Annotated in this window: 26 protein-coding genes; 16 read left to right on the top strand and 10 right to left on the bottom strand. The window is 47.0% G+C overall.

The genetic code is table 11. The annotated features are described in order from the left end of the window. Positions 1 to 93 precede the first annotated feature (93 nt). Genes argJ through rpmB form a run of 3 tightly spaced genes read right to left on the bottom strand, consistent with a single transcriptional unit; the run spans position 94 to position 2,635 of the window. On the bottom strand, positions 94 to 1,284 hold the full coding sequence (gene argJ / locus JWV37_RS03770) for a bifunctional glutamate N-acetyltransferase/amino-acid acetyltransferase ArgJ (RefSeq protein WP_205458435.1): 1,191 nt from the start codon (positions 1,282 to 1,284) through the stop codon (positions 94 to 96). Next, the gene (locus tag JWV37_RS03765) at positions 1,277 to 2,419 is read right to left on the bottom strand and encodes a potassium channel family protein (protein ID WP_205458434.1); all 1,143 of its coding nucleotides are present in this window, start codon (positions 2,417 to 2,419) and stop codon (positions 1,277 to 1,279) included. Before JWV37_RS03765 ends, argJ begins: the two co-directional genes overlap by 8 nt. A gap of 27 nt (positions 2,420 to 2,446) precedes the next feature. Next, a complete protein-coding gene (rpmB, locus tag JWV37_RS03760; protein WP_205458433.1) occupies positions 2,447 to 2,635 on the bottom strand; it encodes a 50S ribosomal protein L28 in 189 nt (62 codons plus the stop codon). Between the two features lie 191 nt (positions 2,636 to 2,826). Between rpmB and JWV37_RS03755 the strand changes: the two genes are divergently transcribed. From JWV37_RS03755 to JWV37_RS03735, 5 genes are read left to right on the top strand one after another with little or no spacing between them, the layout of a single operon-like run. Further along, on the top strand, positions 2,827 to 3,615 hold the full coding sequence (locus JWV37_RS03755) for an HDOD domain-containing protein (protein WP_205458432.1): 789 nt from the start codon (positions 2,827 to 2,829) through the stop codon (positions 3,613 to 3,615). Continuing rightward, on the top strand, positions 3,612 to 5,006 hold the full coding sequence (locus JWV37_RS03750; protein WP_205458431.1) for a chemotaxis protein CheX: 1,395 nt from the start codon (positions 3,612 to 3,614) through the stop codon (positions 5,004 to 5,006). Before JWV37_RS03755 ends, JWV37_RS03750 begins: the two co-directional genes overlap by 4 nt. Before the next feature lie 8 nt (positions 5,007 to 5,014). Next, the gene (gene rpe, locus JWV37_RS03745) at positions 5,015 to 5,656 is read left to right on the top strand and encodes a ribulose-phosphate 3-epimerase (protein ID WP_205458430.1); all 642 of its coding nucleotides are present in this window, start codon (positions 5,015 to 5,017) and stop codon (positions 5,654 to 5,656) included. A gap of 1 nt (position 5,657) precedes the next feature. Beyond that, a complete protein-coding gene (locus tag JWV37_RS03740; protein ID WP_205458429.1) occupies positions 5,658 to 6,248 on the top strand; it encodes a phosphoribosylanthranilate isomerase in 591 nt (196 codons plus the stop codon). Beyond that, the gene (locus tag JWV37_RS03735) at positions 6,245 to 7,027 is read left to right on the top strand and encodes a 3'-5' exonuclease (protein WP_369407648.1); all 783 of its coding nucleotides are present in this window, start codon (positions 6,245 to 6,247) and stop codon (positions 7,025 to 7,027) included. The genes JWV37_RS03740 and JWV37_RS03735 overlap by 4 nt, the downstream gene beginning before the upstream one ends. On the opposite strand, the gene JWV37_RS03730 is transcribed toward JWV37_RS03735, so the two are convergent. The 3 genes from JWV37_RS03730 to uvrB form a co-directional block, all read right to left on the bottom strand. Next, on the bottom strand, positions 7,024 to 7,554 hold the full coding sequence (locus tag JWV37_RS03730; protein WP_205458428.1) for a gamma carbonic anhydrase family protein: 531 nt from the start codon (positions 7,552 to 7,554) through the stop codon (positions 7,024 to 7,026). The genes JWV37_RS03735 and JWV37_RS03730 overlap by 4 nt on opposite strands. After that, positions 7,554 to 9,659: an RNA degradosome polyphosphate kinase gene (locus JWV37_RS03725; RefSeq protein ID WP_205458426.1), complete on the bottom strand. Its 2,106-nt coding sequence runs from the start codon at positions 9,657 to 9,659 to the stop codon at positions 7,554 to 7,556. The genes JWV37_RS03730 and JWV37_RS03725 overlap by 1 nt, the downstream gene beginning before the upstream one ends. An 85-nt stretch (positions 9,660 to 9,744) precedes the next feature. Then, entirely contained in the window at positions 9,745 to 11,721 is a 1,977-nt protein-coding gene (gene uvrB / locus JWV37_RS03720; RefSeq protein WP_205458424.1) for an excinuclease ABC subunit UvrB, read from the bottom strand. A 67-nt stretch (positions 11,722 to 11,788) separates the two neighbouring features. Here uvrB and JWV37_RS03715 point away from each other — a divergent pair, with 67 nt between their 5' ends. From JWV37_RS03715 to JWV37_RS03680, 8 genes are all read left to right on the top strand, one after another. Beyond that, positions 11,789 to 12,022: a hypothetical protein gene (locus tag JWV37_RS03715; RefSeq protein WP_205458422.1), complete on the top strand. Its 234-nt coding sequence runs from the start codon at positions 11,789 to 11,791 to the stop codon at positions 12,020 to 12,022. Beyond that, positions 12,019 to 12,249 (top strand): hypothetical protein, encoded by a 231-nt coding sequence (locus tag JWV37_RS03710; protein WP_205458420.1) that lies wholly within the window; start codon positions 12,019 to 12,021, stop codon positions 12,247 to 12,249. The genes JWV37_RS03715 and JWV37_RS03710 overlap by 4 nt, the downstream gene beginning before the upstream one ends. A gap of 61 nt (positions 12,250 to 12,310) precedes the next feature. Continuing rightward, positions 12,311 to 12,769: a type II secretion system protein gene (locus JWV37_RS03705; protein ID WP_205458418.1), complete on the top strand. Its 459-nt coding sequence runs from the start codon at positions 12,311 to 12,313 to the stop codon at positions 12,767 to 12,769. 28 nt (positions 12,770 to 12,797) lie between these two features. Next, positions 12,798 to 13,259 carry a type II secretion system protein gene (locus JWV37_RS03700; protein WP_205458476.1) on the top strand — a complete coding sequence of 154 codons (462 nt, stop codon included), beginning with the start codon at positions 12,798 to 12,800 and terminating at the stop codon, positions 13,257 to 13,259. Next, positions 13,238 to 15,100, top strand: a complete 1,863-nt coding sequence (locus JWV37_RS03695) for a primosomal protein N' (RefSeq protein ID WP_369407647.1) — start codon at positions 13,238 to 13,240, stop codon at positions 15,098 to 15,100. The genes JWV37_RS03700 and JWV37_RS03695 overlap by 22 nt, the downstream gene beginning before the upstream one ends. 181 nt (positions 15,101 to 15,281) lie before the next feature. Further along, positions 15,282 to 16,346 carry a flavodoxin-dependent (E)-4-hydroxy-3-methylbut-2-enyl-diphosphate synthase gene (ispG, locus tag JWV37_RS03690; protein WP_205458416.1) on the top strand — a complete coding sequence of 355 codons (1,065 nt, stop codon included), beginning with the start codon at positions 15,282 to 15,284 and terminating at the stop codon, positions 16,344 to 16,346. Beyond that, complete coding sequence (locus JWV37_RS03685) at positions 16,346 to 17,761, top strand: replicative DNA helicase (protein ID WP_205458414.1); 1,416 nt, start codon at positions 16,346 to 16,348, stop codon at positions 17,759 to 17,761. Before ispG ends, JWV37_RS03685 begins: the two co-directional genes overlap by 1 nt. Continuing rightward, the gene (locus JWV37_RS03680; protein ID WP_205458412.1) at positions 17,758 to 19,023 is read left to right on the top strand and encodes a ComEC/Rec2 family competence protein; all 1,266 of its coding nucleotides are present in this window, start codon (positions 17,758 to 17,760) and stop codon (positions 19,021 to 19,023) included. Before JWV37_RS03685 ends, JWV37_RS03680 begins: the two co-directional genes overlap by 4 nt. Here the strand turns inward: JWV37_RS03680 and JWV37_RS03675 are convergent. The 3 genes from JWV37_RS03675 to JWV37_RS03665 are packed head-to-tail and all read right to left on the bottom strand — an operon-like array spanning position 18,943 to position 21,883. Beyond that, positions 18,943 to 19,788, bottom strand: a complete 846-nt coding sequence (locus tag JWV37_RS03675; protein ID WP_205458410.1) for a YihY family inner membrane protein — start codon at positions 19,786 to 19,788, stop codon at positions 18,943 to 18,945. The two genes, JWV37_RS03680 and JWV37_RS03675, sit on opposite strands and share 81 nt — an antisense overlap. Continuing rightward, complete coding sequence (locus tag JWV37_RS03670) at positions 19,788 to 21,167, bottom strand: FAD-linked oxidase C-terminal domain-containing protein (RefSeq protein WP_205458474.1); 1,380 nt, start codon at positions 21,165 to 21,167, stop codon at positions 19,788 to 19,790. Before JWV37_RS03670 ends, JWV37_RS03675 begins: the two co-directional genes overlap by 1 nt. Positions 21,168 to 21,169: 2 nt before the next feature. After that, positions 21,170 to 21,883 (bottom strand): plasminogen-binding N-terminal domain-containing protein, encoded by a 714-nt coding sequence (locus JWV37_RS03665; protein WP_205458408.1) that lies wholly within the window; start codon positions 21,881 to 21,883, stop codon positions 21,170 to 21,172. Positions 21,884 to 22,081: 198 nt separating this feature from the next. Here JWV37_RS03665 and JWV37_RS03660 point away from each other — a divergent pair, with 198 nt between their 5' ends. The 3 genes from JWV37_RS03660 to JWV37_RS03650 are packed head-to-tail and all read left to right on the top strand — an operon-like array spanning position 22,082 to position 25,238. Then, positions 22,082 to 23,293 (top strand): peptidoglycan DD-metalloendopeptidase family protein, encoded by a 1,212-nt coding sequence (locus JWV37_RS03660; RefSeq protein ID WP_205458406.1) that lies wholly within the window; start codon positions 22,082 to 22,084, stop codon positions 23,291 to 23,293. Between the two features lie 9 nt (positions 23,294 to 23,302). Continuing rightward, positions 23,303 to 24,676, top strand: coding sequence for a magnesium transporter (gene mgtE, locus JWV37_RS03655; RefSeq protein WP_205458404.1), 1,374 nt, complete (start codon positions 23,303 to 23,305; stop codon positions 24,674 to 24,676). After that, complete coding sequence (locus tag JWV37_RS03650; RefSeq protein WP_275898340.1) at positions 24,669 to 25,238, top strand: NUDIX domain-containing protein; 570 nt, start codon at positions 24,669 to 24,671, stop codon at positions 25,236 to 25,238. Before mgtE ends, JWV37_RS03650 begins: the two co-directional genes overlap by 8 nt. Here the strand turns inward: JWV37_RS03650 and JWV37_RS03645 are convergent. Further along, entirely contained in the window at positions 25,227 to 26,102 is an 876-nt protein-coding gene (locus JWV37_RS03645) for a carbon-nitrogen hydrolase (RefSeq protein ID WP_205458403.1), read from the bottom strand. The two genes, JWV37_RS03650 and JWV37_RS03645, sit on opposite strands and share 12 nt — an antisense overlap. Between the last annotated feature and the right edge of the window lie 150 nt (positions 26,103 to 26,252).

Here is a 26,252-nt window from a genome sequence, read left to right as displayed (position 1 = left end):
TGCTACCTCCTTGGTTGTTTTGCAAAAGTATAGCCACCCCTCACTAAGAAAGGGGTTAAAAGTGCCTCTATTTAGCCAAGTTGGACTTGTTGGTTACGAGCGGTAATCGGCATTAATAGTAACGTACTGATGGCCCAAGTCGCACCCATAAGCCGTAAACGTCCCAGAGCCTATACCTAAATCACAATGTATAGTGTAGCTTGGTTGTTTCATGATGGCCGCAGCTTTCATTTCTCGTTCCTTGTCTAGTTCGCGTTGGGTGTTGTTAAAAACAAGAACATCATCATATTTAATCTCAAGGGTTTCATCGTTACATGTAACGCCACTTGCACCTATGGTGGAAGCAATACGTCCCCAGTTAGGGTCTTCGCCAAATAAAGCAGTTTTAACAAGCAAAGAGTTACTAAGGGCTTTGGCGACTTTTTTAGCTTCCTCGCTGGTGGCAGCCCCTGTAATCTCAAAAGCAACAAGCTTAGTCGCCCCTTCTCCGTCACGGACAATTTCAAGAGCAAGGTGTTTGGTAAGTAGAGCCAAAGCTTCTTTAAAAGCCTCTTTGTCGTACCCGCCACTTTGCCCGTTACTAAGGAGCAGTACCGTGTCGTTGGTTGAAGTGTCGCCATCGACGCTTGCTGCATTAAAAGAGTGCTCAACGGCGTAGGAGAGCGCTTCTTTAGCATCGGCTTTGGGAAGTGCGGCATCGGTAACAATAAAACAGAGCATGGTTGCCATGGCTGGGTTAATCATCCCCGCCCCCTTACAAATGGCACCAAGGTGAAAAGGGGTTCCATTTTCAGGTTCAACGCGAAGGCAAAGCTCTTTTTTGAAACTATCCGTGGTCATGATAGCCCGTGCTGCTCCGTCAGAGTTTTTAGCTTCAAAATCAAATTTGGAAAAAGATTGGGCTATTTTTTCTTGATTGAGGCGGTAGCCAATGACGCCAGTGGAGCTCATAATAGGGTTTTGAAGTGCAGGATAGGTTGCACGCAATGAGGCAAAAAGAGTATCGATGTCTTCTATGCCTTTTCTGCCCGTCATGGCATTGGCATTCTTGGCGTTGATAAGCAGAAAATTGGTTTGAAAATTTTCAGGATAACGTTTAAAATGTACAATGGGTGCTGCTTGAAATTGATTGGTGGTAAAAACAGCTTCTACATCACACAAAACATCAGAGCGAATAAAAGCGACGTCATTAGCACCATTTGGCTTGAGTCCCACACTGACACCATCGCAATAAAATCCTTTCACGTGTTCAAGGGAACCCTTAAGAGGGAAGATGTTAAACATATTTTAATTCCTCAGGTTTTTCTTTTTTTCGGATAATCCGTTTGGTGGCATGGATGCTTTCCGCTGTTCCCACGACAAGTAACTTACTGCCCGTGCCAATGAGCGTGTCGCCTTTTGGCATAGGCGAAAACTTCCCTTTTGCATCACGAATACCAACAATACTTACATTGGTAATATCCCGTAAATGCGCTTCTTTGATTTTTTTGAAGCGCATCCAAGAGTGATCAGGTACGATGATTTCCTCCATGTCAATGGCGGCTTTCTTCTGATACAAAAAGGTCTCAATCATATTTTCCATGTCGGGTCGAATACTCATAGCACTAAGGCGTTGGGCTACAAGCTTGGTGGGTGAAACCACCGCATCGGCGCCAAGTTTTTTAAGTTTTTCAGTATCAATCTCATTGTTTGCATTGGCCATAATAAAATAGGGTCGCCTAAGGCCTAGCTCTTTTTCATAGAGTCTTGCTGAAGCAATTTGAGCGATGTTATCTGCAATGTTTTCACTAAGCGTAATCATTCCTTTTGCACTAGAAAAGTGAGACTTCAAAAGAGCGATTTCCGTATGGGGCTCTTCTTGTAAAAAGTAGGGATATTTGAATTGGTGAGCCGTTTTTGCGAAGGAGTCGCTAGGGTCGATGACCACAAAAGGCACATGATTTTCGCGAAATTGCTTGGCAAGTTGAATGGTGAATTCATTGTGGTAGCAGATGACAAAATGGTTTTTGAGTCGTGCAATGCGGTACAGCATACTGCGCTCCTTGAGGATGCGAACGAGGTCGCCCTTGTTGAGGACTTGAACTAAAACACCGATGGAAAAAGAGAACACACCAAATCCGATGATAATGAGCGTCACTGTAAAAAGACGACCCAGTTCAGAAATGGGAGCGATTTCGCCAAATCCAACAGTGGTAAAGGTAATGCCTGATTGGTAAACGGCGTCAGAAAGGGACATGTCATCGATGAAGACATAGCCCAGTGTCCCAAACATCATCGCTAAAACGACAGAAATGATTGGGACGCGAAAGGGGCGGAGTTGTTCGTAAAGTTCGGTGTTGAGACTTATCTCAGGTGTGGCCTTTTCAGACCAGTTGAGGAATTTTTTCAGCTTATGCGCAAACTTGGGCGCGGACGGCACGGGGGCGATTCCTCATGAAGACGCGGGTTACGCGTTTTTCTTCATGGTGCGAAGCGTGGAGGCTGCGACTTTGATTTTGCGTGTTGTACCATCTTCTAACATCACACGAATCGTGCGGAGGTTAGGAAGAAAGCGACGCTTGGTTTTATTGTTGGCGTGGCTAACGTTGTTGCCAACGATAGGGCCTTTGCCAGTGATTGCACATTTTCTTGCCATGTGAGAGTCCTTGGTAAAATTTTGGGTATTGTACAAAAAGGAAGCAAAAGGTTGACTTAAAACCCCTCGTACAAGTAAGGCGCGTATTGTACCACAATTTTCTTTACATGTAAAAGGTTTCGGCGAAATTTAGAGACTTTTTATGAAAGGGGTGTTATCATGAGCCATCCTTTAAAAAAGGCGGGTCGCTTATGATTTCATCTGCTGCACTTGATCATTATGTTGCGCAAGTTCCTGCCATTCCCAAAATTGTCAAAGCGTGCTCTAAGGCGCTTTCAGAGGGTGATTTGGTTAAGGCCGCTGATTGTGCGGCGCAAGATGACGCCCTTTTGGTTTATTTGCGCGAAATCGTTAATAAACCTATTTTTGGGTTTCGTTCAGAAATTAAAGAAGCGCGCCAGATTTTTGGTGTGTTGGGGCTCTTTCGTGCCCGTCAAATTCTTTACAGTTACTACACGCGTTTGCTAATGCCAAAAAATTGGGAAGTTTTTGCGTTGGATTCACGCACCTTTCAAGAGCTTCAAGCGCAACTCATTGTCAAATGGGAAGGGGTTATGGCCCAACTTGATTGCAAGAACCCGGAAATTTCCAAAGTTGCTTCCATTATCCCTGCTGCCATTGCTGCATGTGAGGCTATTTTTAAGCACGATGTGCAAACCCTGCGTTTACTGCAAGCGCAAAAAGCCTTAAGTTATGAGGCAATTTTAATGCGAATGACAGGGTTTGGATTTTTTGATTTAGCGTGCATGATTGCCAAAAAGTGGGAACTTTCAGAAGAAATTATTCAATTTTTAAAAGACCTAAAAACCTCAAAAACTGACGATAACCGCGTGGTATTTTTGCAACTGTTGCTACAATACGAATTGAGCCGTGAAGTATTTGTAAAGTGCGGTTTAAATGATTTTTTTGAATTTTCTACCGACGCCAAAGAGAAGCAGATTGCAGATTTTTACACCTGCATTTCAAAGCTTGAATCATGAGACCTACACTTAAAAATGGTCTGGCAATCTTTACGCCACAAGGGTTTTTGGATGGGGAAAATGCTAAGGTCATTATTGAGCCCCAAGATATTCAATTTTTGGTCGAAAAAGGCTGTGAAGCGGCGCTGATTTCTTTGAAAAAAGTTGTTTTTTTTAACAAGCGCGGTTTGACGACCATTGTAGGATTATTGGAGCAAGTGCAGGAAAAAACAGGTTCCCTTATAGGATTTTGTGATTATAACCTTAAAAAATACAACACCATCTTGGAGATGTATCAACACAAAGTCTCTTTTTCTTTGTTTGAGAGCGATGCTATTGCGGCGCTGTTTACAGGGATTCCTTTGGGCGAAAATATCGACACCAAAAAAATCATTGTGTACAATGATAATGTTGACCAAAAAAACCAATTGGTTTTAGAATTATACGAACGAGGCTACAAGCCAAGTGTTGCTAAATCAAAAGAAGATTTTGCTGAGCAAAAACCCTTGCACGAAGTGGCTGTGTCAAACTCCTACATTGGTTCATCGGAAAGGCACCTGCAAGTACACATCAAAGGCAACGTGATTGTGTATGGTTTGAATAGTTTTGTCGATTCGACGTTGGCAGAGAAGTTTGACATGCGTTACCATGAAAACTCTCTTCGAGTGGGCTTTTTGTTTTTCTTGTTTAATGCCCACAATGTCTCCTCTATTAATGTTCATGGGGTAAATTTTCTCTCACGCCTTTCTACTGCAGGCGCAGAACATGGGGCAACCATCGCTGTGTGCGGGTTGACACGCCGCAGTATTGCTGATTCGTTGCGCGAAGAGCTAGAAGATGCAGGTGTGTTGCTGTACGATTCAATGAAAAGTTTTTTTGAAGATGAGTCTTTGCTTGGAGAGGGTGGTGGTGGTGCTGTTACGACCAAAAAAACCCAACACATCACCAAGCAACTTGTGGAGGTTTTGCCGGCCATCACGCAAACAGCGATGCATACCATCGAGGTAATGATGCAGTGTGAAGTCAAAAAAGAAGCCCTTAAGATTCAACCCCTAACTTTAGAAAAAACCAACTCTATGATGGGGGTGGCATTGGCTTTTTTTGGGGATTTAAGCGGGCTTTTAGTGGTGATTTTTGAGGAAGAGAGTGCGCGAAAAGCGTGCCAAATTTTACTTGAAGATAGCGCCAATGCCCCTCGCGAAGAGTTGATGGATGCTCTTGGTGAGTTTGTTAATATCATTGGGGGAAAATTTGTGCAACTGTTGCTGAAAAAACAGTGTAAAATTGACATCACTATGCCACGCACGTTTGTGAATGTTGCAGAAATTTTTCAACACAAAAAAGAAAAACGAGGCGCACAAGTGGATTTTCGCGTCGAGGGAAAACCTTTAACGCTATTTTTAACCAAATAAGGAGCAGTATGTACGTAGCACCCAGTATTCTTTCAGCAGATTTTGGAAGATTAGATGAAGAGATAAAAGCTATTTGTGAGGGGGGATGTGACCTTGTACATGTAGACGTAATGGATGGCCATTTTGTACCTAATTTGACCATCGGGCCAGTGGTGGTTTCGGCCGTGGCAAAAGCGGCAACAAAGCCCTTGGATATTCATCTCATGGTGCAAAACAACACCTTTTTTGTAGACTTGTTTGCGCCCTTGAAGCCTAAATTCATCTCTTTTCATATTGAAGAGGAAAAGCACCCTCATCGCTTGATTCAAAAAATCCGAAGCTATGGGATTTCTCCAGCACTCACCCTTAACCCGCATACGCCTCCAGAAGCCATCGAATTTTTGCTTGATGAAATTGACATGGTGCTTTTAATGAGTGTTAATCCAGGGTTTGGAGGGCAGCAGTTTATCCCCAGTGTCTTGGAAAAAGCCAAACGCCTTCGCGCGATGATTGACGCCCGTGAGGCTAAAGTGCTCATTGAGGTAGATGGTGGCGTAAATGGATTGAATGTGCGTGATTTGGATGAAGCGGGTGTGGACATTGTGGTGGCGGGTAATTATGTCTTTGGTTCAGAGGATTATGCCCACGCGATTGCTTCACTTAAAGTCTAACATGCCGCGCGTTAAAATTTGTGGCATTACTAATCTTGAAGATGCACTTGCGGCCATTTCCCTTGGTGCAGACGCTCTTGGGTTTGTGTTTTATCCGCCTTCTTCTCGGTTTATCGCCCCTGAAATAGCGGCGCAGATTATTGCCAAACTTCCTCCTTTTGTGGAAAAAGTTGGCCTTTTTGTAAACACGGAAGCAGATACGGTGAACCTTACATGTAAAGAAGCCAAGCTTACTTTGGCGCAGATTCATTGGGATGCCTCAGAAGTGTTTTACGCGGCACTTGATGTGCCTTACTTGCCTGTAGTACGCGTTACATGTAAAGAAGATTTGACGCGTTTTTGTGGCCAATACCGCCTAGTAGATGCTTTTGTGGAAGGGTATGGGGGCAAGGGAAAGCGCATTGAGGAAAACTGGTTTGAGGGCATGGATTGCTCCAAAATGATTCTCGCAGGAGGACTGGAGCCCGAGCACTTAAAAGCATTGCGCCCATTTGGTTTTTATGGGTACGATGTAAGCAGTGGCGTGGAAGAAACCAAGGGAAAAAAATCTTACGAAAAGATGGCTAAATTTTTACAAGAAGCCAACGCGTGAGGCGATTTGACCGTGTGGCAATGCAGTTAGCTAAAGAGAGCTTGTCTTTATGCGAAGTCGCTTTTAGGCTCTGCACTATTGAAGCATTGGAGATGTGCGATGCGGGAGATTTGGACCAGTTGCGCCTTTTGGGGTTGCCGCTGATTCACACCAGCGAAACCCACGTCACACTGAGCACACGCTTAACCCCCTATGAGGCCCAACGGTATTGTGTAGTAGACATTGAATGCAACGCGAGTGACCCTGCCAAGGGTCAAGTGATTGAAGTGGGTGCCGTGATGTTAGAGGGGCAAGTAGAAGTGGGGCGTTTTGAATCTTTGGTGCACACCAAAGAGATTCCTCCTGCCATTGAAACCCTGACGGGCATCTCTTTGGAAGATGTAAGTGACGCGCCTTCTTTGGGAAGTGTGCTGGAGGCTTTTCGACTTTTTTTGGGCGACGCGGTGTTTGTAGCCCATAACGTCGGGTTTGATTACTATTTTCTTTCCACCTCTTTTGAACAACAAGGGTTTGGACCGATGCTTAACCGCAAGCTTTGTACCATTGATCTTGCGCAAAAAACCATCGAGTCTGAGCGGTATGGATTGGATTTTCTTAAAGGGATGCTTGGTATTAAGGAAGAGGGGCGGCACCGTGCCTTAGCAGACGCCAAGAGTGCTGCAGAGATTTTTTTAACCTCTTTGGAACAGTTGCCCCCAGAGGTGTGCACCGCAGAAGATTTGATCTATTTTAGTAAACCCAATCCCAAAAAACGCAAAATCAAACCCAAAAAAACCTAATCCATCTTATAGCGGTTTTTGAAAGCCACATAACGGTGTGCTGAAGCGTAAAGCCCCGCGACTTCCTCATCGGTAAGCTCGCGCACCCATTTAGCAGGAGTGCCAAGGATGAGGGAGCGGGGTGGAAACACTTGGTTTTTGGTTACCAATGCTCCCGCGCCCACAATGGATTCTTTGCCAATGCGCGCATTGTCTAAAATAGTCGCACTCATGCCAATGAGACACCCATCTTCGATGGTGCAACCGTGTAGCATGACACGGTGCCCAACGGTGATGTCGTCTCCTAGGATTGTAGGGCTTCCGTCGCTTTTGTCTGGCAAGGTAAAGTGGGTAACATGGAGCATGGAGAGGTCTTGGATGCTGCACCGTTTGCCAATGACAATGCGGTGCACATCACCCCGCAATACACAGTTAAACCACACAGAGCTATCTTCTCCGATGGTCACATCACCAATGATGTCTGCACTTGGTGCCACAAAAACACTTGGATGCACAGCAGGTGAAATACCCTCAAAAGGCAAGCGCATTAACTCTCCTTAAATAGCTTTCTGGTGAGTTGGTCAATCTTAGAAGAGCTGGCATCTTTCTTGACAGTTTTATAGATGCGGTTGATGTAATCTTCCAAAATCTGATGGTTGTCAATCACTTTGGCATCTTCAGCAAGTTCGGGTTTGCTGTACTCTCCGTCTGCTCCCAAATACCAACTAAGAGCATTGTCGTTAAGTTGGAGTTGTAACACCTCATAAATCTTTTGGCGCAAGGCGGGCTCCATGATGGGAGTCATGAGCTCTAGGCGACGTTCAAGGTTTCGTGGCATCCAATCAGCACTAGAGATGTAGGTTTGCACCGGCGCATTTTTAAAGAAAAAGATGCGCGCATGTTCGAGGTATTTGCCGATGATGGACTTGACTTCAATGGTTTCACTCACTCCCTCAACCCCTGGGCGCAAACAGCAAATGCCACGCACAATGAGTTGAATTTTTGTTCCTTGGGCCGAAGCGTTATAAAGAGCCTTAATAACATCAGGGTCAACCAAAGAGTTCATTTTGGCGATGATATGGCCTTCGCTTCCCAAGGTGGCTTCGTGGTTTATCATGGCGATGATGCGGTTTTTGATTTGCATGGGTGACATGGAGAGGGTGTCAAGCTTGCGGTTTTTGGAAAAACCAGAGAGGATGTGAAAAAATGCCGTGGAGTCTTTGGCGAACTCTTCTTTACATGTAAAGAAACTCACATCTGTGTAGATTTTGGCGGTACTAGCGTTGTAATTGCCTGTGCCAAAATGCATGTAGAACCTGAGTTTTCCATCAATCTGGCGAATGATTTGAGTGACTTTGGCGTGGACTTTAAAGCCTGTGATACCGTAAATCACATGCGCCCCCGCACTTTCAAGCTCTTTGGCCCAGTGGAGGTTGTTTTCCTCATCAAAGCGCGCTTTGAGTTCGACCATTACAGTAACTTGTTTCCCTTCACTGGCCGCGTCGATGAGGGATTGGATGATTTGCGAGTTTTTTTCCACGCGGTAAAGGGTCATGCGGATAGAGATAACCTTGGGGTCTTTGGCCGCTTCTTTAATCATGCGGGTGATGGGGTCAAAGCTTTCATAGGGGTGAGCAAGCAACACATCTCCCCGCTCAATGACGTTAAACACCGGCTCACTACTGCTAAAAGGTGGCAGTGTTTTGGGGGAGTTTGGTGGGGTGTTGAGGTGCGAAAAGTCTTTGTTGCCCACAATCTGAAACAAGGCAGGAAGGTTTAAGGGCATGCCATAGCTGTAGATGTCTTTGGGGAAGATTTTCATGTGAGAATTGAGAAATTCGATGATGTCAGGATCGGCGTCTTTTTCAATCTGCAAGCGTACAAACGCCCCTTTGCGGCGCATTTTTAACCCTTGTTCTAAAATCATCATAAAATCATCCGCTTCTTCTTCTTCGATGACCATGTCCGCGTTGCGTGTGACGCGAAAAGGTGCGGAAGAGATGAGTTGGTAGCCTGGGAAAATCTCTTCGGCATGTTGGTGCACGATGGATTCGATGGGCACGTAGACGTTGTCGGCCACTTGGTAAAAGCGGGGCAAAACGCGCGGGATGCGGATCATGCCGTATTTATTTGTCTCGGGACGGTCTTTGTCTTGGAGTTTAACCGCTACGGAAAAGCTAAGGTTGTTAAGGTGTGGAAAAGGGTGTGTTGCATCCACAGCAATGGGCACGATGACGGGCAGGATATTGGAGAAAAAGAATTCATCTGCTTTGATTTTGTAGCTTTCATCCAACTCTTCGTAAAATCGAATGAGTAAATTTTCTCCCTCGAGTCCTTTGACGATGCTGTGGTAGCTGCTCTCTAAAATCTCTTTTTCTTCAGCCAAATAACGCCTGATTTCGCGTAATTGGTCCAAGGGAGCTTGCTCATCCGCACCAGTGGCGACAATGCCAGCAGCAAAGAGTTGTTTAAGACCTGCAATGCGAATCATGTAAAATTCGTCCAAGTTGGTAGCATAAATGGCTAAAAACTTAAGCCGTTCCAAAAGGGGTAGAGAGGTTTTTTCGGATTCGCGAAGCACACGCGTGTTAAAGCGCAACCACGAAAGTTCTCGGTTGATGTACAAGGATGGGTCGTTAAGTGAAACAGCCATGGTTTCCCCTTTTATGCGAAAAATCTACCTGTAAAAAGTGGCTGATTATATCCAAAAAAGGATAATAAAAAGGTTACATGTAAGCCTATAATTTGCGCAGTTTCATAATCTCATCCCGCAACGCGGCGGCTTTTTCAAACTCCAACTCTTTGGCAGCCGCGTGCATTTTGGCGCTGAGTTCTTTGATGATTTTTTGCCGTTCACTGGCGGGGAGCTTGTCGATGTTTTTGTGGCGTGAGGCCAGCTCGCCTTGGTCTTCGACGCGCAAGTTTTCGTCTAGTTTGCGCAGGGTGCTCTTGGGTGAGATACCGTGTTTTTCGTTGAAGGCACGCTGTTTGTCGCGGCGTTGTGTGGTGAGGTCGATGGCCCGTTGCATGGAGCCTGTGATTTTGGAAGCAAAGAGAATGACGTGGCCGTTGACATTGCGCGCGGCACGGCCCATGGTTTGCACCAAACTCGTTTCACTGCGCAAAAACCCTTCTTTGTCGGCGTCCAGTACGGCGATGAGAGAGACTTCAGGGAGGTCAAGTCCTTCGCGCAAAAGGTTGATGCCAATGAGCATGTCAAAATCCCCTTGGCGAAGCCCACGGATGATTTGGTTGCGCTCAATGGCGTCGATGTCTGAGTGCATGTACTTGACTTTGAGGCCCAGTTCGAGGTAGTAACGGCTTAATTCTTCAGCCATTTTTTTAGTGAGCACCGTCACGAGTACGCGCTCGTTTTTGGCGATGACGGCTTTGGCACGGTCGTGAAGGACTTCTACTTGATTGGAACTTTCGCAGATTTCAATAGTGGGGTCTAAAAGCCCTGTGGGGCGGATGATTTGGTGCGCGACATTGCCTTGTGAGAGTTCGAGCTCCAAAGGAGCGGGCGTGGCGGAAACAAACAGATACGCAGGGGCTTTGTGGATAAACTCATCAAACATCAACGGGCGGTTATCTAGCGCACTAGGTAGGCGAAACCCGTACTCCACGAGGACTTCTTTGCGGCTGCGGTCTCCTGCAAACATCCCTCGAAACTGGGGCAAGCTCACGTGCGACTCGTCCACGATGACAAGATACTCTTTGTTCATGGCTTCAAAGTAATCAAAGAGCGAAAAAGGCGTTTCGCCAGGCTGTTTGCCCGTGAGGTGTCTGGCGTAGTTTTCGATGCCCTTGCACGCACCCGTGGCTTGAATCATCTCCAAATCAAACTCGACCCGTTGTTTAAGGCGTTGGTATTCGACCAGCTTGTTTTGGGCTTCAAGTTCGGCTAAGCGCAGGGCGAGCTCTTCTTCGATTTGCTTGACCGCTTGGGCGAGCCTAGTTTGGCCGACGATGAATTGATTGGCGGCATAGAGAATGACTTTATCTGTTTCGCGCAAGGGCGTGTTGGTGAGGGCTTCGTAGTAAGCGATGCGCTCTATCTCATCCCCAAAAAACTCTACCCGAAAAGCTTCGTCTTGGCTATACGCAGGGTAGATGTGTACCACGTCCCCGTTGACACGAAAATGCCCGCGGTCAAAGACGGTGTCGTTGCGGGTGTAGCCCATCTCCACAAGGCGCAATAACAACGCTTTTTGGTTGATGCTTTGACCTAGTTCTAAGATTTGTACCATACTTTTGTACTCGCTTGGGTCTCCTAAGCCGTAGTTAGCAGACACCGAAGCGATGCAGATGACATCATCGTAGCTAAGTAACGAAGCGGTAGCAGAAAGCCGCAAACGTTCTAGTTCGGCGTTGATGGAGCTGTCTTTTTCGATGAATAAATCTTGTCTGGGGATGTAGGCTTCGGGCTGATAATAGTCGTAGTACGAGATAAAATACTCCACATGGTTGTTGGGAAAAAAGCCCTTAAATTCGCTGTAAAGTTGCGCCGCGAGGGTTTTGTTGTGGGTCATGATGAGCGTGGGGCGTTTGAGGGTTTTGATGATGTTGGCCATAGTGAACGTCTTGCCACTGCCTGTGACACCGACAAGGGTTTGATAAGGGTTTTTGTTAAGAATGGAGGCGGTGAGTTTATCGATAGCTTGGGGTTGGTCGCCGGCGGGCTCAAAAGGGCTTTGGAGGTCAAAAAGCGCCACGGGTCTCCTTTATCTTTTGGGGTTAAATTTGCTACAATGCGCATTATATCCAAACAAGGAGCCTATGATGTTTGAAGAGCCCCGCGTGGCCAACGTTCTTTCGGAAAAGATTCAAGACTTGCTAGCGCGGTTTGAAGAGCTAAAAGCACAAAACGACACCCTGCGCAACGAAATCATCACTGTCAAAGCCCAAAACGAGGCTAAAGACGTGCAGATTAACCGCCTGCAAGAAGAGCTTCGTGCAAAAGAGATAGAATCAGATGACATCTTTGGGAAGATTGAGGCAGTACTGGGACGATGAAAAAAGTAACGATTAGTGTTGCTTCTAAAGATTATACGATTACCCTCGAAGATGCTTTTGCGGAGGCGTTTTTACGTGATATGGAGCTGTTTTTAGGGAAGAAAAAAGGGCTAGATACCAAAGAGCTTTTGAGTGCTTTTGTGCAAAAAAGCTATGATTTTTACGCCCAAGAGTGTCAAATGCAAGCGTTGGTACCAAAGATTGAGCAGGTATTAAGGGAGGGTTAATACCCCCTGCCTTATAATTCACACGGTTTTAAACAAAAGCGTGAAACAAAAAGGAGTTCCCATGAAACGTGGTTTTACTATGATAGAGTTGATCTTCGTGATCGTTATTTTAGGCATCTTGGCAGCCGTTGCCATCCCAAGATTGGCAGCAACGCGTGATGATGCTGAGGTAACAAGAGCAGCGGCGGATATTGCGACGTTGATGAATGATTTAGGTGCGTATTATACAGCGCAGGGAAGCTGGGCTGATTCGAATACAACTGGACCGCAGTTTACTCAAGCATCCGTTCGGGCTATGACGAATGTTGCAAATGTTTATCAGGTTGATTCGAACACTTTAGAGTATCGTACGGATGGCAACAATACTCAATGTTTAACAATGGATTTTACTCTTGATGGTAATATTACTGTTGCAGAAAGTGACACTAATGGAAAGGTTTGTAACGAGGTTGTGGGTTTGAGAAATATTGCAAACTTAATTGGAACTCAATCTTTTGGTGGAACAAAAGTAAAACGATAGTTTAACCTAGATGGTAAATAAACTCTTGATCCGACCCGCTTTTACCATGATTGAAATGGTCTTTGTTATTGTCATTCTTGGTATCCTCGCGGCGGTGGCCATCCCGCGTTTGGCGGCAACGCGCACGGACGCGGCCATTACCAAAGGGGCGAGTCAAGTCTCAGCCATTCGTAGCGGCATTGCCTTGCAGCGGTCATTGCGACTCATGCAAGGCACTGTTGGCTACCCGCCTAATTTGGATGATGTGAATGCCAGTTATGGCACAGCAGGCCAGAACCTCTTTTGGCGCAGTGGGGGAAACCCTGAAAACATCCTAGAAAACCCCATTCTCTCAAGCACGGGCAATACCGCCGCTTGGTTAAAAACAGCGCAAAACACTTACACTTTTCGCATTGACAACACCTCTATTGTGACACTCACTTACACCCAAGGCACGGGCCAATTTGCCTGCACCCCCGCAGGAGAGTTGTGCAACGCACTGACCCAGTGACACACTACTACACTCTTGCACTTCTAGGCTCTGCGCAGCCGTGTTTAACTTACGCTTCATCCCAAGCGTTAGCCATCGGTACGCGCGTGCGTGTTCCCTTACAAGGGCGCGAAAAAGAGGCGGTGGTGGTGGAGGCGTGCGAGAAGCCAAGCTTTACATGTAAAGAGATTAGCCAAGATTTGGGCGACGTGTTTGCCTCGTGGCAGATGCAGTGCGCGAAGTTTATTAGCGAGTATTATGGGTCTTCTTTGGGCGAAGCGTTGGCACTCATGGTGCCTTACCCTAAAGAAAAAACACCTCCCATTCCCTTTACATGTAACGCTTCGTTAGCCCTCTCGCTCGCTCAACAAAAAGCCAAAGCCTTTTTACTCCAACACGACAAAGCCTTGCTCTTTGGCGACACCGGAAGCGGAAAGACGGAGATTTACCTCGCTTTGATGCAAGAGGTGTTGTGTGAAGGAAAAAGCGCCATCTTTCTCATGCCAGAAATCGGCCTCACCCCCCAAATGAAAGAGCGCTTAGAGCGGCACTTTGGGGTGCGCGTGGCCATTTGGCACTCCAAACTCTCCAAAGTCCAAAAGCAAAACATCCTCGCACGCATTCACACAGGGGAAGTGCGCATCGTCGCGGGCCCGCGCTCGGCGCTCTTTTTGCCCTTGCGCGAAGTGGGACTCATCGTGGTGGACGAAGAGCATGATGAGAGCTATAAATCCTCCTCAAGACCCCGCTACAACGCCAAAGATGTCGCCTTGATGCTTGGCACGTACGTGGGCGCGCGGGTGGTGTTGGGGTCTGCTACTCCAAGCCTCACAAGCTACGACAAACTCCCCACCATGCGCCTTCGTGGGACCTACTTTCAAAGTTCGCGTAGCATCGTGTACGAATCTGGGCACCATGAACTCACCCCTACTATCATCGCTAAACTCGCGCAAGTGGTAGAAAAAAAACGCCAAGCCATCGTTTTTGTCCCCACGCGCGCCCATTTTAAACACCTTACATGTAAAGGGTGCGGGGAGCGGTTTGAGTGTCCTTTTTGCGCGGTGTCTATGAGCTTACACAAACACAAAAACGCCCTTGTGTGCCACTATTGCAACTTTGCTAGCCCCATCCCTAAAACCTGCCCAAAATGCGAAAGTGAAACCATGGAAGCGAGTCGCATCGGCACTTCTGAGGTCACAGAAACCTTGCGCGAAACCTTGCCACAGATTGTTTTTGAACAATTTGACCGCGACGAAGTGCGCACGGAAAAGCAGTTAAAGTCTCTCCTAAAACGCTTTAATAACCGCGAGATAGACGTGCTAGTGGGCACGCAGATGCTCAGTAAAGGGCATGATTATCACGACATCGGCCTTTCGGTCATCTTGGGGTTAGATTCGCAACTGGCTCAAGGGGATTTTCGCGCGCGGGAAAAAGCCTTAGCCTTAGCCCTTCAAATCGCAGGGCGCAGTGGGCGAAAAGGCGAAGGAGAAGTCATCCTCCAAACCCTGAATCCTGAATTTTTCCACGCGTACATGGACGATTTTGAACGGTTTTTAAAAGAAGAAAAACCCCACCGCGAAGGCCTTTATCCGCCTTTTAAACGGTTGCTGCGCTTGCTTGTTTCTCACGCCAATGAGCTTACATGTAAGAAAGTCGTGGAAGAAGTGCTAGGCAAACTTACGGCGTATAAAGAGCGCGTAGAAGTGGTGGGACACGGCCCCTCCGACATTGGAAAAATCGCGGGCAAATACCGCTATCACGTGTTACTGCGCTCAGACTCCCCACGCGCTTTAGTGCAAGCGGGCCTTACATGTAAAGGACGCTTGGTGGAAGTCGACATGGACCCCGTGTCGTTTTCCTGAGCCTAAGCAAAAGCGTGTTAAGATGTCTTAAAAAAACGCGGTCGTATTAGCCCTATTCGCTCATTCTCGATTTGTCGTCCTGACAAATCTCCGAGGGTTCTCGGCCAACGCTCATCCTGAGCGTTTCATGGCCTCAAAAATCCGCTCATAGAGCTAATATGACCGCGTAAAAGAGAAATTAATGCTGCAACGTTATCCCACAAAACAGATAGTTTTAGGCGGTATTCCCATCGGTGGCGACGCGCCTATTCCTGTGCAATCCATGACCTTTACCCGCACCCGCGACGTGGAAGGCACACTGGAACAGATAAAACGGCTCCATTTTGCAGGATGCGACATCGTCCGTGTGGCGGTGCCTGATTACGAAGATGCGCGGGCGTTGGCGGCCATTAAAGCGCAGAGTTCGTTGCCGTTGGTGGCGGACATTCACTTTAACTACCGTTTGGCACTCATTGCCGCGGAAGTGGTGGATGGTATTCGCATTAACCCGGGCAATATTGGCGAAAAAAGTCGTGTGGCCGAAGTGGTCAAAGCTTGCCAAGTGCGAAACTTGCCCATTCGTATCGGGGTGAATTCGGGTTCACTGGAAAAAGAGTTTGACCAACGCTACGGCCCCACTGCTAAGGGCATGGTCGAGTCAGCGCTTTATAACATCAAGTTTTTGGAGGATTTGGGGTTTACGGACATCAAAGTTTCCCTCAAAGCCAGCGACGTGGTGCGCACGGTGGAAGCGTACCGTCTACTGCGTCCCCTTACGCCGTACCCTTTTCACCTTGGTGTCACAGAAGCGGGTACCTTGTTTCACTCCACCATCAAGTCTTCCATCGCCCTAGGGACGTTGTTGCTTGAGGGCATCGGCGACACGATTCGGGTTTCCATGACGGGCGAACTGGAAGAAGAAGTGCGCGTGGGTAAGGCCATCTTAAAAGACAGTGGCGTGGTCAAATCAGGAGTCAATATCATCTCCTGTCCCACCTGCGGACGGCTAGAATCCAACCTTGTCAAAGCCGTGGAAGAAGTGGAACGGCGCACCAAGCACATCAAAACGCCCCTTGATATCTCCGTCATGGGATGCGTGGTCAACGCCATAGGTGAAGCCAAGCACGCGGATGTGGCCATTGCCTTTGGCAAAGGGCAGGGGCTTGTGATGCGCAAAGGGGAAGTGGTGGCAAAACTCAAAGAAGACGAACTGGTGGCACGCTTTTTAGAAGAAGTGGAAAAAGCGGCCAAAGAAGGGGAAAAATAGTGGAAAACCTGCATAATATTAACATCGAACGCTCCATTTTGAGCTCTATTTTTTTTAATCCTACCCAATTTGAAGAGGTAGCAAGCCGCCTTAAGGCCAGTGATTTTTACTTGCCCGCACATCGGTACATGTTTGAAGCGATGGAAGCGTGTGAGTGCGGGGATTTGCCCATTGACGAAGAGTTTGTGCGCAAAAAACTGGCCCAAGAAAACCGCTTTGATGAAGAGGTGATGCTTGAAGTCATCTCCACCAATCCCTTGCCTTCCATCGCCCCTTATGTGACCGAAGTCAAAGAAAAATCCATCAAGCGCGAGCTAGTGCGACTAACCTCAGACATCACCGAAATTGCCGTAGAGCGGGACATGCCTGCCAAGGATGTGGTGGATGTGATTCAGCAAAAGCTTTACCAAATCACCCAAGAAGCCACCGACAGGGAGTTTCGTGAGTCCCCTGAAATGGTGCGTGCTACGGTGGCGCACATCAAAGAGATGAAACTGCGGGGCAACCAAGGCGTAGTGGGGCTTGATACGGGTTTTAAAGAGCTAAACCACCTCACTACAGGCTTTGGGGAGGGTGACCTTATTATCGTTGCGGCGCGTCCTGCGATGGGAAAAACGGCCTTTTGTTTGAATCTTGCGCAAAAGGCGTTGGATTTAAACAAAGGGGTGGCGATTTTTTCTCTAGAGATGCCCGCTGAGCAACTGATGCTGCGGATGCTGAGTGCTAAAACCTCCATTCCGCTCCAAAAAATCAAAGTGGGCAACCTGAACGATGATGAGTGGACGCGCCTGAGCGATGCGTGTAATGTCATGGAAAATCGTAAGCTTTTTGTGGATGATAATGGCAATGCTGACATTCACCATGTGCGCTCCAAACTGCGCAAGCTCAAGTCCAAGCACCCCGAGATTAGCCTGTGCATCATCGATTATTTGCAACTCATGGGAGGCACGGGCAATAAAGACCGCCACTTGGAAGTGAGTGAAATGAGTCGCGGACTCAAACTTTTAGCACGCGAACTTAAAATGCCTGTACTTGCCCTTTCACAGCTTAACCGTGGGGTGGAAAGCCGTCACGATAAACGCCCGATGCTTAGTGACCTTCGCGAATCTGGCGCCATCGAACAAGATGCGGACATGATTTTGTTTGTTTACCGTGATGACGTGTACCGCATGCGTGAAGAAAAAGAGAAAGAACAGCGCGCAAGAGCAGAAGGCAAAGAGTACAGAAGCACTTTTTTTGAAAAGCCTGAAGAGGAGTCTGAAGTCATTGTCGGCAAAAACCGTAACGGCCCCGTGGGTATCGCTAATCTTATGTTCCAAAAAGCCTGCACGCGCTTTGTGGACCGTGGCGGGGTGCCTGTAGAAATCATCTACGAGGGCGCCAAAGAAGCCAAGATCGAAGTGACGCCTATTTGACCCTTGCACCGTTACGTCTGTTTGCTAATGCAAAAGAGGTAGCGGTTTGTTTTGGCGTTTTGGCGTTGCTGTTTGCTTTACATGTAAGTGTGATTTACGCCCAGTACCAAAGTTTCACACAAGAAGGGCGGGCGTATGTAGAGGGAGAACTACTCCTAAGTGACGCCCGTTTGAGTAAAAACGGCAAGCCCTACCACGTCTTACATGTAAAAACCAAAGACTTCACTCTATATACGGTGGCGTGGAAAGAAACCTTACATGTAAGGCCAGGTGAAAAGGTGAGTGTTTACGCCATCACTGAAAATTTGGGTTTTTCAGACTTCCTCTCCAAGCGCTTTTTTACCCCTTCTTTTTCCTTGCAAGCCCTGCGCCAAAGTGACGAGGGTGTGGCAAAACAGCTTTCGTATAAAATCCACGCCCAACACGAAAGCCCCAAAATGCAAGCCTTATTTAGTGCGCTTTTTCTAGCCACTCCTGTACCCAAAGACCTGCGTGAGGATGTATTATTTTGGGGCGTTTCGCACTTGGTGGCTATTAGCGGGTTTCACCTTGGGGTGCTTTTGGCGTTAGGGTATGGACTGCTTCGTCCTTTGTACCGTTTTTTTCAAAACCGCTATTTTCCCTACCGTAACGCCACGTTTGACTTGGGTGTGGTTATGCTTGGGTTGGCTTTTGGGTATTTGTGGCTCATTGATTTTGTACCCTCTTTTTTGCGCGCTTTTGTCATGGCGTGTTTTGGGTTTTTCTTGTTGATGCGTCACATAAAACTGCTCTCTTTTGGGACACTGGCATTAACTGTGGGGGTCATCTTGGTGCTTTTCCCTCATTTGGTGTTGCACATTGGGTTTTGGTTTTCGGTCTTTGGAGTGTTTTACATTTTTCTGTATTTGCACCATTTTAAAGACCGTTTTAGCGCGCCCATGCACGCGGTGTTGTTAAACGTGTGGGTCTTTTTAGCTATGAATATTCCGGTGCATTATTGGTTTCCTTTGACTTCATGGCAGCAGGTAGGCTCCATTCCTTTGAGTATTGTATTTATTGGGTTTTACCCCCTAAGTGCGGCTTTACATGTAATGGGGTTGGGCGGGGCGCTAGATGGCGTGTTAGAACCTTTTTTGGCGTGGCGGATGGAGGGAGCAGAGGTGCCTACTCCCCTTTGGGCGTTGGTGGGGTATTTGGGATTAAGCGTACTGGCTATCCGCTGGCGCTTCTTGGCGGTGGGGATTGTTCTCTTGGGTGGAGTGCCCTTTTTGCTCCTCTAAAAAAGCACACAATTTGACGCCATACAAAAAGATAATCCACGAAAGATAAATCCAAACAAAGAAAAACACCACAACGCTAAACGAGCCATAAATACTCAAATAAGACGTATTATATGCCACATAATAGACAAAAAGGTTTTTGCACAAATACCAAATGAGCGAGGCAATGAACGAAGCTAGGGCCACAAGGCGTGGCGAGAGGTGTTTGCCAGAAGAGATCATGTAGGTGGCAAAAAAGAGTGCCCAAACGATGAGGTAAGGAAAAATGGCCAAAATATTAATCCACTTGGTAAAGTCTGAGCTTTGAAGCATACGGTGTAAGACCCCGGAAATATAAAAAGAGACTCCAAGCCCCAAGGGTGCTAGGGTAATGAGCGTCCAATAAGAAGAGAGTGACTGCCAAAAACTACGCCTTTTGGCATTTAAAAGCGTGTTAATAATGTACTCGTATTCTAAAAAAAACATCATCGAAGTAAAAAGTACCACCACAAAACCCAATACGCCCATACCTACGGTGTTGCTCAAAAACGTTTCAATGTAGCCCGAGATGACTTCCTGGTGGGAGGGTAAAAGGGACGAGAAAATAAACGCAGTCATTTTCTCATAATAGACTTCAAAACTTGGCAGTTGCGTAAAAATAGACATGGAAATCAAAAGCACAGGAATCAGCGAAAGCATGGTGTGAAAGCTCAGCGATGAAGCGTAGTGCATGAGTTGCTTGTCTTTGATTTTTTTAAGCAATTCCACGTAATGAAGAAAGCGCATTAGAGACCCATTTTAAAAGGGTTAAGGATGTTGTTAGGGTCAAAGGCGCGTTTGATGGAGCGAAAGAGTTCCATTTCACCCTCGGTAAACGCCATGGTCATGTAAGGGGCTTTGCTTAGTCCTATGCCATGCTCGCCACTCAAGGTGCCACCTAAATCGACAGTCGCTTGAAAAATCTCTTTGATGGCCTTGTGGCCTTTTTCAAGCTCTTCGGGATTAGTGCCATCCACCATGACGTTGGTGTGCACGTTGCCATCGCCTGTATGGCCAAAACAGGGCACTTTTACCTCATATTTTTGGGCGATAGCATTGATGACATCTAAGAGTTCGGGCAGTTTGCTACGCGGCACGGTGATGTCTTCGTTGAGTTTTTTGCTGCCGTACACGGTGATGGAAGGGCTCGCGTTGCGTCTGGCAAACCACAACTCTTTGGCTTCTTCGGCCGTGTTTGCGCGCTTGAAGGAGGTGCAGCCATTAGCTAAAAACATGGCTTCAATGGTAACGAGTTGGGTGGTGATTTCTTCGTCTAAGTTTCCATCCACATCGGTGATGAGAATAGCCCCGGCGTCTACAGGCAAGCCTTTGGCGTATTTTTGTTCCACGGCGCGAATGGTGAGGTTGTCTAAAAACTCCATCGCTACGGGTGTGACGCCTGCTGCCATGGTTTTATACACGGCGTTCATGGCGTCTTTGACGCTAGGAAAAATACCCATAGCAGTTTGCTTCAGCTTGGGTTTGGCGATGAGTTTGAGGGTGATTTGAGTGATGATGCCCAAGGTGCCTTCGCTAGCGATTAAGATACCCGCTACGTTGTAGCCTGCTACGTCTTTGATGGTGCGTTTGCCAGCACCTATGGCTTCGCCGTTGGGTAACACGGCACGCAAGGCCATGACGTAGTCTTTGGTGATGCCGTATTTTGCCGCGCGCATACCTCCTGCGTTTTCGGCCACATTGCCCCCTAGGGTGGAGTACTCTTCGCTTGCAGGGTCTGGCGGATAAAAGAGCCCTTTGGCTTCCACGGCACGCTGTAAGTCCATGTTGATGACACCGGGTTCTACTACAGCGACCATGTTTTCCATGTCGATTTCTAAAATCTTGTTCATGTGTTTTTCAAGGGCCAGGATGATGCCCCCGTTTGAGGGAAGCGCACCACCTGTAAATCCGCTACCCGCCCCGCGTGGGGTGATGATGATGCGGTGGGTGTTGCAGTAGCGTAAAATGGCTTGTACGTCTGCTTCGTGGCGTGGGAAAAGGACCAAATCAGGCTCATACGTCGTGCGGGTCGCATCGTAAGAGTAAGCAAGCAAATGGGCCTTGTCGGCGTAAACGTTTTCCACCCCTAAAAGTTCCTCAAACCACTTTACATGTAAAGCATCCATGGTTACTTGACCAGTAAGTTGCCATAGTGGGCGTTGTAGTCGGTTATTTGACTTGAGCCAAATTTCCAAAAGGCGCTTTCAATGCCTGTTATGCGAGTATAAAAGGGGAGTTGATAGCTACTAATGCGACCAGAATCAAGGGTTTTTAACACTTTGAAACTTTGACAGTCTGCAAAGTAGCCTTTGAAATTTAGTGCAAAAAAGATAATCCCTGTACTGTGGGCCTGGCAAAGCTTTCTAAAGGTGTCGCGATCAGGACTTGGAGTGTATTCGCTAGCAAGATACGCTCCCACGAGGTCAGGATGCACCCACTGAATGTCTGTGAAGTGGCCTGTGATTTCATTAAAGACAATGCTGTTGGGTGCAACAATAAGCGCACGGTCATAAAGGTAGTTTAAAATAACCGTATCACCTTGCTTTGGGGTAAGTCCAGGCAAAGGAAAAGCAGATTGTTCTAAGAGGTCAAACACCTCAAATTGCAGTGTTGCAAGACCATTGGCTTTGCCTGTGACGCTAGCGCGTGCAATGATAGAAGATTTCCCCTCGTCAAATTGATGAAGGACAATGCCGCTAGAGCCGATTACAAGGTCCTGAGAGTCAGCAACGGTCGCAGTGCCGCCGCGGACTTCTTTTAGTGTCGTAGTGTAAGGGGCTAAAAAACCCTGCGCCCATGAAAGGGAAAGAAATGTTAAAAAAACGGCAAAGATGCGAAACAATGGAACTCCTTTTGCTTTTGTTGGCTCGATTATACTTTACCAGAACTCAAAAAGCCCTGAGGGGTTGCTAGGATTTTGTAAGCAACCATCAAGTATAATCCAAGTTTCCGTGACGTTTTTCAAAACCCATGCCTTGCGTCTTTGCTTGATTTGGTTGGGTGTTAAAAGACGTGAGACTCATGCAAAAAGGTGGAATTAATGATGCGATGGTTGGTGTGTGTTTTGATGATGGTGCTAGGGGCACAAGGGGCGTACATGCAAGAGCACCGTTGGGAGCGAGGCGAAACGTTTTTAACCTTTCTAGAAAAACACCAGTTGCCACTGTCTATTTACTACAACCTTGACCGAGAAGACCAAGAGCTTGCTGCTGAGATTGTCTCAGGCGTGCGGTACCAGCTTTTGTTGGATGACAATGAAGTTATTGAGCAAGTTCTCATTCCTATTGGTGAAGAACTACAACTGCATATTGTTAAAGATAAATCCACGGGAGCCTATGAGTTGCGCACAACCCCTGTGAGCTACCAAGAAGAGTCTCTTAAAGTCACTTTAGAAATTACCCTTTCGCCTTATCAAGACATCATTAATGCGACCAACAGCTATGCTCTTGCCAATGAATTTGTCAACTCTTTTAAAAACAGTGTTAATTTTCGCCGTTTGGTTAAAGGTGATCGCTTGGTAATTTTTTATTCCCAACGCACACGCTTAGGGCAACGCTATGGCAATCCAAAAATCGAAGCGGCCATGGTAGAGGTACGAGGCAAAGAGCACTTTGTATTTTTGTACGACGACAACCGTTATTATGATGCAGCAGGCAAAGAGATTGAAGGGTTTTTACTGACTGTGCCGGTGCGTTATACGCGCATTTCCTCCTCTTTCAGCTATAAGCGTTGGCATCCTATTTTGAAACGTTATCGCGCTCACTTGGGCGTGGATTATGCTGCGCCCACAGGCACGCCCATTGTGGCAGCGGGCGAGGGCCGGGTGACGTTTGTAGGTACCAAAGGTGGTTATGGCAAAACAGTCGAGATTGACCACGGCCACGGGTATAAAACCCTGTACGCACACATGAATGGTTACCGTAAGGGCATACGTCGGGGCTCAGTGGTTTCCAAAGGACAGCTCATTGGCTATGTGGGAAGTACAGGGATTAGCACAGGCCCTCACTTGCATTTTGGCCTTTATAAAGACAATCGGGCTATTAACCCTAACAGTGTGGTAAAAATTGAAAAAGATAAGCTTCAAGGGGAAAAACGCAAAGCCTTTTTGGCTCACGTTGAAACCTTTAAGCCGCGTTTTGAGCTAGCCTTAGCCGAGCCTTCCATTCCGCCACGAGAAGAGCCTTTTGAGTATATGGTGCAGTTAGAAACACCTATTATAATGGATGCAGAAACGGTAGCGGTCGCTAACTAAAGGACACTTTTGGCAAAGTTAAAAGATTTAAAGCACTCTCAGGAAATCATTGAGAGTTACTTACAGGATGATTTAGACCAAGAGCTCTCCCCTGCCGAACTCGCGCGCCACCTCCGTCATGTGCATAAAAGCGATGTTGATCTTTTTATCGACTACGTAAAACAGCTTTCCAGCGAAAGCTTAGGAGATGTGGCCATTGAATTGCCAGATCATATCTTAAAGGATGTGATTGAGGAAATTTCTCCCGAACAGCTTAAAGACGCCATCGAAGAACTTGAAAGTGACGATGCGACAGACTTGCTTCAAAATATTGAAGACATCAATGAAGAAAAAGCCCAAGAACTTTTCGACAGCTTGGATGATGAGTATCAAGAAGACATTAAGCGTTTGCGCCGTTATGATGACGAAGAGGCAGGCGCGTACATGCAAACCGAGGTTTTTGTGGCCAAGGTTGAGGAAAAAATTTCCGATGCTATCGCGCGCTTAAAGCAGATGAAAGAAGAGGGGGAGATTGAAAACATTTACCGCTTGTTTGTGGTGGATGATTATGAAACCCTTCGGTTTTCTATTCCCTTGGAAGATTTGATTACAAGTGATTTTTCACTTACCTTTAAAGCCCTTGTCGAAAAAGCACCAGAAGATGAGTATCAGCCTATTTTTGCTAGAGACGATGACACCATTGACTCGGTCATCGAAACGGTTGAAAACTATGACCTCTCTGTGGTTCCTGTAATCGACTATCAAGGAAGGTTGGTTGGCCGCATTACTGCAGATGATATTCATGACATCATCCAAGAAAATGCAACAGAGCAGATTTATAACCTCGCTGGGGTTAACGATGAAGCGGAAGAGGAAAACACTCTTTTTGAGGCAGGGAAAAGTCGTGCAATGTGGCTTTTTCTCAATCTTTTTACCGCCATTGTGGCTTCCTTAGTTATTGGTATTTTTGATGAAACGATTCAGGCGTATGTGGCCCTGGCGGTGCTTATGCCTATTGTGGCATCTATGGGGGGTAATGCAGGCACCCAAACCCTGACTGTTACTGTACGCCAGTTAGCTCTGGGGGATATTGATTTTCAAAACGCTAAAAGCACTATCGTAAAAGAGGTTTCTATCGCAGGGATAAATGGAGTGATTTTTGCCTTAGTGATGGGCGCCATTGCCTTTCTTTGGTTTCACGAAGCTATGCTGGGCGTGGTAATTGGCTTGTCGATGGTGATTAATCTTTTGTGTGCGGGATTATTTGGTGCCCTTATTCCTCTTACACTAAAACGCCTCGACATTGACCCTGCTGTGGGAAGCACAGTATTGCTTACAACGGTGACAGATGTGGTGGGGTTTTTTAGCTTTTTGGGCCTAGCCCAGTGGATTTTGCTTGGTTGATATTACCATCGTCAAAATAGAAGCGTGCGTAGAGTCGCTGTACATCCAGCCCAAAAGCATGCACTACGTACAAAATGGGCGAGAAAAACGGTGGGATATGGTGGATGCGCACAACAGCGTGGCAATCTTGCTCTACCATAAAGAGTTTGATGCCTTTGTCTTTGTCAAACAGTTTCGTCCTGCTATTTACCTCAAAAACAATGACGGCTTTACCTACGAACTGTGCGCAGGATTAGTGGACAAAGAGAAGTCTTTGGCACAGATTGCTTTAGAGGAAATCGAAGAAGAAACAGGCTATGGCGTTGCACCTCAAAACCTGCATAAAATCACCTCTTTTTACACGGCGGTGGGTTTGGCGGGCGGTCAACAGACGTTGTACTACGCCGAACTAGACGAGTCCATGCGGTTGCACCAAGGCGGCGGGATTGAGCTTGAAGAGATTGAAGTGATTTACGTTCCTAGGAGTGAGGCTAAAGAGTTTTTATTTAACGAACATATCGCCAAAACATCAGGGCTCATGTTTGCCCTGATGTGGTTTTTTGAAAAGGACTCACGCGTCTAAAAAACGTTTGGTGAGGCCGTTGTAGGTTTCGATACGGCGGTCGCGCAAAAACGGCCACATGCGCCTGACTTCTTCACACCGTTTTACATCCACCTCGACAATTACCGCTTCTTCGCTGCTTTCATCGCTTACATGTAAGAGTTCTCCTTGGGGTCCTGCTACGAAGGAGTGCCCCCAAAAACGAATGCCATCCAACACTTCTGTTTCATCTTTTTCTTTACCTACGCGGTTGATGGCCACAAGAGGTAAACCGTTGGCGATGGCATGACCGCGTTGTACGCCCATCCACGCCTCTTTTTGGCGGGTTTTTTCATCCTCTGCGTCTTCATCAAACCACCCAATGGCGGTGGGGTAGATGAGAATGTCCGCCCCTTTGAGTGCCATGAGGCGCGCGGCTTCGGGGTACCACTGGTCCCAACACACCAGCACGCCCAGTTTTCCCACACTGGTTTGAATAGGTTCATAGCCCAAATCCCCCGGAGTAAAGTAAAACTTTTCGTAAAAACCTGGATCATCGGGGATGTGCATTTTACGGTATTTACCTGCAACTGAGCCATCTTTTTCAAAGACGACGGCGGTGTTGTGGTAAAGGCCAGGGGCGCGTTTTTCAAAGAGTGAGGTGACGAGCACTACGCCGTATTGCTTGGCGATTTTTGCCCAAAACACCACGTCGTTGTCAAAGTCATTGGCAAGGTCAAAATGACTGGGGTCTTCGGTAATGCAAAAATAAGGCCCTTGGTGCAACTCTTGCAACAACGCAAGTTGGGCGCCTTTGGCGCTAGCATCGTGGATGAGTTCAAGGGTTTTTTGGATGGTGGCGTCTTTGGTTTCACGTACGGCGTGTTGGATGAGGGCAAGTTTCATGTGCAGACTCCCTGTTTTTGCGTGATTGTAACAAAGGGTAGCTTAGAAAAATGTTCCAATGTCTTTACATGTAAAGGTGTTGTAGACTATTTTCAGGAGGGTTTTAGTGCTCAAGAGATAAAATCCTGAAATTAATTATCAATCACAAAG

The sequence above is a fragment of the Sulfurospirillum tamanense genome (assembly GCF_016937535.1).
Lineage (GTDB): Bacteria > Campylobacterota > Campylobacteria > Campylobacterales > Campylobacteraceae > Sulfurospirillum_B > Sulfurospirillum_B tamanense.
This window is presented reverse-complemented; position numbering and strand designations above follow the sequence as displayed.